Source organism: Lacinutrix sp., from assembly GCF_023299985.1.
Classification (GTDB): domain Bacteria; phylum Bacteroidota; class Bacteroidia; order Flavobacteriales; family Flavobacteriaceae; genus Lacinutrix.
On record NZ_JALZVX010000176.1, the window covers coordinates 1 to 6,534 of the forward strand.

At 30.1% G+C, this 6,534-nt stretch carries 8 protein-coding genes and 1 pseudogene; 6 read left to right on the plus strand and 3 right to left on the minus strand.

What is annotated here, in order from left to right:
- The 3 genes and pseudogenes from Q0C58_RS09545 to Q0C58_RS09555 form a co-directional block, all read right to left on the minus strand.
- Positions 1–489: pseudogene (locus tag Q0C58_RS09545) on the minus strand (bifunctional phosphoribosylaminoimidazolecarboxamide formyltransferase/IMP cyclohydrolase PurH); the annotation flags it as partial.
- Between the two features lie 111 nt (positions 490–600).
- A complete protein-coding gene (locus tag Q0C58_RS09550; RefSeq protein WP_290700620.1) occupies positions 601–1,173 on the minus strand; it encodes a hypothetical protein in 573 nt (190 codons plus the stop codon).
- 6 nt (positions 1,174–1,179) lie between these two features.
- On the minus strand, positions 1,180–1,635 hold the full coding sequence (locus tag Q0C58_RS09555) for a GAF domain-containing protein (protein ID WP_290700622.1): 456 nt from the start codon (positions 1,633–1,635) through the stop codon (positions 1,180–1,182).
- A 79-nt stretch (positions 1,636–1,714) separates the two neighbouring features.
- Here Q0C58_RS09555 and xrtF point away from each other — a divergent pair, with 79 nt between their 5' ends.
- From xrtF to Q0C58_RS09585, 6 genes are all read left to right on the plus strand, one after another.
- Positions 1,715–2,266, plus strand: coding sequence for an exosortase family protein XrtF (xrtF, locus tag Q0C58_RS09560; protein ID WP_290700624.1), 552 nt, complete (start codon positions 1,715–1,717; stop codon positions 2,264–2,266).
- A complete protein-coding gene (locus Q0C58_RS09565; protein WP_290700626.1) occupies positions 2,259–2,687 on the plus strand; it encodes an exosortase F system-associated protein in 429 nt (142 codons plus the stop codon). Before xrtF ends, Q0C58_RS09565 begins: the two co-directional genes overlap by 8 nt.
- A gap of 59 nt (positions 2,688–2,746) precedes the next feature.
- Positions 2,747–3,151 carry a hypothetical protein gene (locus Q0C58_RS09570; protein WP_290700628.1) on the plus strand — a complete coding sequence of 135 codons (405 nt, stop codon included), beginning with the start codon at positions 2,747–2,749 and terminating at the stop codon, positions 3,149–3,151.
- Positions 3,152–3,219: 68 nt separating this feature from the next.
- Entirely contained in the window at positions 3,220–3,945 is a 726-nt protein-coding gene (locus Q0C58_RS09575) for a MauE/DoxX family redox-associated membrane protein (protein ID WP_290700630.1), read from the plus strand.
- Entirely contained in the window at positions 3,945–6,203 is a 2,259-nt protein-coding gene (locus Q0C58_RS09580; protein WP_290700633.1) for a TonB-dependent receptor, read from the plus strand. Before Q0C58_RS09575 ends, Q0C58_RS09580 begins: the two co-directional genes overlap by 1 nt.
- A gap of 67 nt (positions 6,204–6,270) precedes the next feature.
- Positions 6,271–6,534, plus strand: a 264-nt coding sequence (locus Q0C58_RS09585) for a heavy-metal-associated domain-containing protein (protein WP_290700635.1), incomplete at its 3' end; no start/stop codon positions are given.

Genomic DNA, 6,534 nt, shown 5'->3' on the forward strand with positions numbered 1-6,534 from the left:
GTCTCTTATTAATTCTAAAAATTCAGAATAATCATCAACAGAGGACACACAAATAACATCAGCATAATTTTTTGCTGCAGCACGAATAAGAGAAATACCTCCAATATCTATTTTTTCAATAATATCTTGGTTTGGCGCTCCAGAAGCTACAGTTTTCTCGAAAGGATATAGATCTACAATCACAACATCTATTTGTGGGATGTCAAAATCTTTCATCTCTTTTACATCTCCATCATGGTTTTGTCTGTTTAAAATACCACCAAAAACCTTTGGGTGTAAAGTTTTTACACGACCTCCTAAAATTGAAGGATACGAAGTAACGTCCTCAACAGGAACGACTTTTATGCCTAAATCGTTTATAAATTTTTCGGTTCCACCAGTAGAATAAATGGTAACACCTTGTTTATTTAGTTCTTTAACAATTGGCGCTAAACCATCTTTGCTAAATACCGAAATTAATGCAGATTTAATTGTTTTGTTATTGCTCATTAGTAGTTGTGTTAATAAGCAAGCAAATTTAAAGAAAAGGAAATTATTTGACTTAGAAAAAAGTTTTAGGTTGTCAACTAAAAACGTGAGTTGTTAACAAGTTAAACTAAATTAATCAATATTTCTATTGATTTTTTTGAGAGTATTTGTTTTGCTATTTATCATAATCTTCTCGATGCCTTGGTAATTTTTTGTTTTTATTATAGAAAATTCATAAATTAAACCAAAACAACAGTTGCATGAACAATATGAATCTCCATATCCATAATGAATTAAATCAATAGTATTTTTATTAACAACATTTACATCGCACAAGAAATCGTGGCAACAATTACCTGAAATTTTAGTTTTTATTATTAAGGTTTCTTTAGTCTCTATTATATCTTCAATCCTCTCTATTCCATCAGGTTCAGAATTATTATCACATTCAGTTATTTTTACAGCGTTTAAGTGTAACCCATAACCTCTAGCAATCTGTTGATTTATGGTTGAAGGTAAAATCGTTGTTCCTTTTAATCCTAGCTCTTTAATTGGTTGAGTCAATATAGAATCAACCTTTGTTTCTAATGCAACTTCTTTTTCATATTGTTTTTTGCATGAAAATGAGAATATCAATAAAAGAGAGACGAAGACTATTTTTTTTATGAGTTTTGCTATTTGTGTTAAAACTATATAATATTTCAAAAGATATTAAAGAATTTCAGCAACTTTAGTACAAACAAACTCTAAAAACCTCTCATCTTCTTCAGTAAAAGGATTAGGAGTGTTAGAATCGATGTCTATTTGACCTACGTTTTCTCCGTTTACAAAAATTGGAATTACAATTTCAGCCTTTACAGTTATACTGCAAGCAATGTAATTGTCTTGTGCAGCAACGTCTGGCACAACAAAGTTTTTATTGCTAACTGCTACTTGTCCACAAATACCTTTTCCAAAAGGAATAATAATGTGGTCTGTAGGTTCACCAACATAAGGACCGAGTTTTAATTCGTTTTTATTTCCATTTTTAAAATAAAAACCAACCCAATTGTAATGTGTTATATTTACTTCTAGTAGTTCGCATATTTTCATTAAGCGCTCATCTCTAGAGATTTCGTTGTTAGAAAGTATAGTTTCGGTTTTAGGCTTTAATATTTCAAAAATCATAATAATAAAATTTTGGTAAAAGTATTTAAAAAGGCGTAATTTCAAACTTTAAATAATCTAAAACTTTTCATAATTAAATTTGAAATCACTTTTTATAAAATATAAGTCTGTAATAAAATTTATCCTTACGTTTCTGTTGGTATATATTGGTATGTCTGTAGTTTATAAGTTGTATTTAAATGCTTCGGCTGGCTCGCAGTATTATCCAGATTATGTTACAAATTTAGTAGCTTACCAAAGCGAAGCGTTATTAAATACTATTGGTTATAATGCTAAAGTTTTAAAACATCCAGAGGAACCTTCGATTAAATTATTACTAGAAGGCAATTATATAGCACGAATTATAGAAGGTTGTAATGCTATTAGTGTTGTTATTTTATTTATGTCATTTGTGGTTGCTTTTTCCGGGAAATTAAAAACTACAATTCTGTTTTTATTATCTGGCAGTGCTATTATATATGTTGTAAACCTTATTCGAATTGTAATTTTATCTATTGGTTTGTATAATTATCCTTCGCAAAGCGAAATTTTACATTCGGTAGTTTTTCCAGCAATTATTTATGGAATGGTATTTTTATTATGGATGCTTTGGGTAAATAAGTTTTCTAATATTGGCAAAAATAATGGATAAGTATATAAAATATATCTGGCTATTTTTCCTTTTTGGATTGCTTGTAATAGTTCGTGCTTTTGAAAACGAATTGTTTTACGACCCTTATTTAAAATTTTTTCAAAACGATTATTTGTATATAGATTCTCCAAGGCGAGAAGTATTAAAACTGGCACTATCCACTACACTAAGGTTTTTAATTAATACTGTGCTTTCTTTAGCAATTTTATATGTTTTTTTTAAGGATTTAAGTGTGGTTAAGTTTTCGGTGGTTATTTATAGTATTTCTTACACTATTCTTTTAATGCTGTTTTTGTATTTTGTTTATAACCCAAAACAAGAAGATTACTTTGTGTTTTTTAATATTCGTCGATTTTTAATTCAGCCACTTATACTATTACTATTACTTCCAGCGTTTTATTACCAGAGAAAAAGCATATAAATAACTGTTTAAGTATACATTAGAGTGCTTCTTGATTTAGATTTTATTAACTTTGCAACGTGAAAATTAGTTTTTTAAATAAAAGTTTGTCCTTTTTAATGGCATTTGTGGTGTTGTTCTCAACACTATCATTTACCGTTGAATCTCACTATTGTGGAACTAATTTAATAGACACAGCGGTTTTTTCTAAAGTAAAAAAATGTGGAATGGAAGCATCTGCAGGAACTTCAGTGAAAAAGAGCTGCTGCAAAGATGAAGTTGTTATTGTTGAAGGTCAAGATAAATTAAAATTAAATGGTTTTGATGGCTTAGACATTAATCAGCAAATAGTTTTTACAACTTTTGTTTATAGCTATTTATCTTTATTTGAAAGTTTACCAAAACAAATAATCCCACACAAGGAGTATATTCCTCCAAACCTCATTTACGACATACAAGTTCTAGATGAATCCTTTTTAATTTGATATTTTATTTCTTTTCATTTTCGCTTGCGCGGAATTTTTAAATAGAAATAATTTATTAAAAACACATCATGACACATACATATAAAGTTACAGGTATGACCTGTAATGGCTGTAAAGCTTCAGTTGAAAAACATCTGAATGCCTTACTTAGCATAAAAAATGCTTCTGTAAATCTTGAACAAGCAGAAGTGACGATTGAAATGTCTCAACATATTTCAACCAAAAATTTGCAAGACGCTTTACCCGAAAAATTTTCGATTTCAGAAAAGCAACAAGAAAATATTTTTGCATCTTCAACAATTGAAGAAGGCAAAAGCGACCTTCAGCAATTAAAACCGTTGTTTATAATCTTTGGTTATATAACTATTGCTTCTATTTTAATGCATTATAAAAACTGGAGTTGGAGTAGTTTTATGCTTGATTTTATGGGCTTATTTTATATTGTTTTTAGTTTCTTTAAAATCTTAGATTTAAAAGGTTTTCCAGAATCTTTTAAAATGTACGATCCATTGGCTAAACAGATTCCTTTTTATGCTAAAATTTATCCTTTTTTAGAATTGGCTTTAGGTATACTATTTCTAATGCGTATTCAAATTCCAATAGCATTAATAGTAACTATTATAATTTTAGGAATTACAACTATTGGAGTAACAAAAACGCTTTTAGATAAAAAAGCAATACAATGTGCTTGCCTTGGCACAGCACTTAAATTACCGATGACTAAGGCAACTTTTATTGAAAACAGTATCATGATTATTATGGCAATTATCATGCTAATTAATACCTACATATAATGAAAAACATACTATGTATATTATTAATACTGCCGTTGTTTGCGCTATGTCAAACACAATTAACAGGCACAATTTCTGAAGATAACACTAGTAAATCGCCTCTTCCAGGAGCTAATGTGTTTTGGCTAGGAACTAAAGTTGGAGATGTAACTAATTTTGAAGGAGAATTTTCTATACCTTATAAAAAAGAGTATTCCAAATTAGTAATTAGCTTTGTTGGTTATAAAGCGGATACCTTAACTATTTTAGATTTTAAACCTATTAAGCACAGTTTAAAACCAACAAGAGAGCTCGACGAAATTAAAATTACATCTAGAAAAAAAGCATCTTCAACGTCTTATTTGTCAGCTCAAAATATTATAACTGTAAGTAGCGACGAGCTATTAAAAGCGGCTTGTTGTAACCTGTCTGAAAGTTTTGAAACCAATCCGTCAATAGATGTTAACTTTGCTGATGCTGTTACAGGAACACGACAAATAAAAATGTTGGGTTTAACAAGTCCGTACATACTAATAACTAAAGAAAATATTCCATCTATTCGTGGCGCATCTCAAGCTTTTGGACTTAGTTTTATTCCAGGAACTTGGGTAGAAAGTATTCAAATTACCAAAGGAGCTGGAAGTGTGGTTAATGGTTATGAGAGTATTGCAGGACAAATAAATACAGAATTGGTTAAGCCTACAACAGACGATAAATTATTTGTAAATCTCTATGCGGCAAGTAATTCACGTTTAGAATTAAATACACACCTTAATACTAAGGTGAGTGATAAATGGGATACAGGAATTTATTTACATGGTAGTACCTTAAATACAAAACATGATGTTAATAACGATGGTTTTTTAGACATGCCATTGTATAACCAGATTAATTTAATGAACCGTTGGCAATACACTAATCCAGAAAAAGGTCTCGTTAGTTTTATTAATTTAAAATATTTAAACGATGAAAAACAATCAGGACAGATTGACTTTAATCCAGATGTAGATAGGCTAACAACTAATAATCCTGTGCTGAGCGGAGACGAAGTATGGGGAAGTGAAATAGATACAGAACGTTATGAGGTTTCTGCTAAATTAGGGTATGTAAATGCAGAGTTACCATGGCAAAGTGTTGGAGTTCAAGCAGCATATAGTGGGCATCAACAAGACTCTTATTTTGGATTAAAACAGTATAATATAGAGCATAATAGTTTATACGCTAACGCTATTTATAACAGTATTATAAGCGATTCTCGACATAAAATTAAAACAGGAATAAGTTATGCTTACGACCGTTATAATGAGCTTGTGAATTCAACCAACTTTAGTAGAATCGAAAATTCAATAGGTGGTTTTCTAGAGTATAATTACTTTAATTTAGATAAATTAAATGTTACTGCAGGCTTGAGAATTGATAGACATAATTTGTTAGGTACATTTTTAACACCACGTTTACATATGCGCTACACTACTTGGGAAAAAGGTGTGTTTAGAGCATCTGTTGGGAGAGGAAAGCGTAGTGCTAATATTTTTGCCGAAAACCAGAAACTTTTTGCCACTTCAAGAAATATAAATATTCTAAATACTAATGGAAGAATTTATGGGCTCGATCCAGAAATTGCTTGGAATTATGGTGTGTCTTTTTTACAAGGCTTTAGAGTCTTAGGTAGAAAAGGAGAAGTTACTGCCGATTTTTACAGAACAAGTTTTAAAAATCAAGTTGTGGTAGATTATGAAAACGCTCAAGAGGTTAATTTCTATAATTTAGAAGGCGATAGCTATGCCAATAGTTTTCAAATAGAATTACATTATGAGCCTTTAGATCGTTTTAATATGCGCTTAGCTTATAAAAACTACGATGTTAAAACTCAATTTAATTCTGGTAAGTTAGAAAGGCCTCTCACTCCAAAACATCGGTTTTTTGCAAATGCATCATATGAAACATCTTTAGAAGAAGGAGAAACTGGACAATGGAAATTTGATGCTACTTATAATTGGTTGGGAGCACAGCGTTTTTCATCTACACAAAATAATCCTGTACAATACCAGTTGCCAGAATTCTCGCCAACTGTTGGAACATTTAATGCACAGATAACCAAAGTGTTTTCTCCAAAATTTGAAGTATATTTAGGAGGTGAAAACATATTTAATATTAGACAAAACAATCCAATAGTTTCCGCAGATAATCCTTTTGGCTCAAGTTTTGATACTACATTTGTATATGGTCCAATTTTTGGAGCTAACTATTTTACAGGATTAAGATTTAAAATAAAGTAACTAATTCCTGCGAAAGCAGGAATCTCATAATTATAAGAAAATAAACAATATGAATTCAATAAATTATATGAAAAACGCAGTCCTAATATTCGCATTTTTAATAACAACAGTAACGTTCGCACAAAATAAAAACGAGAGAGCTTCTTTAGAAGTTGACGGTGTTTGTATGATGTGTAAAAAAAGAATTGAAAAAGCAAGTTTAAATACCAAAGGCGTAAAGTCTGCCATTTGGGATATTGAATCGCACGAATTAAAACTAATCTTCGATGAACGTAAAACTAATTTAGAGACTATAGAAAAAAGTATAGCAGCTGTAGGTCATGATACAAAA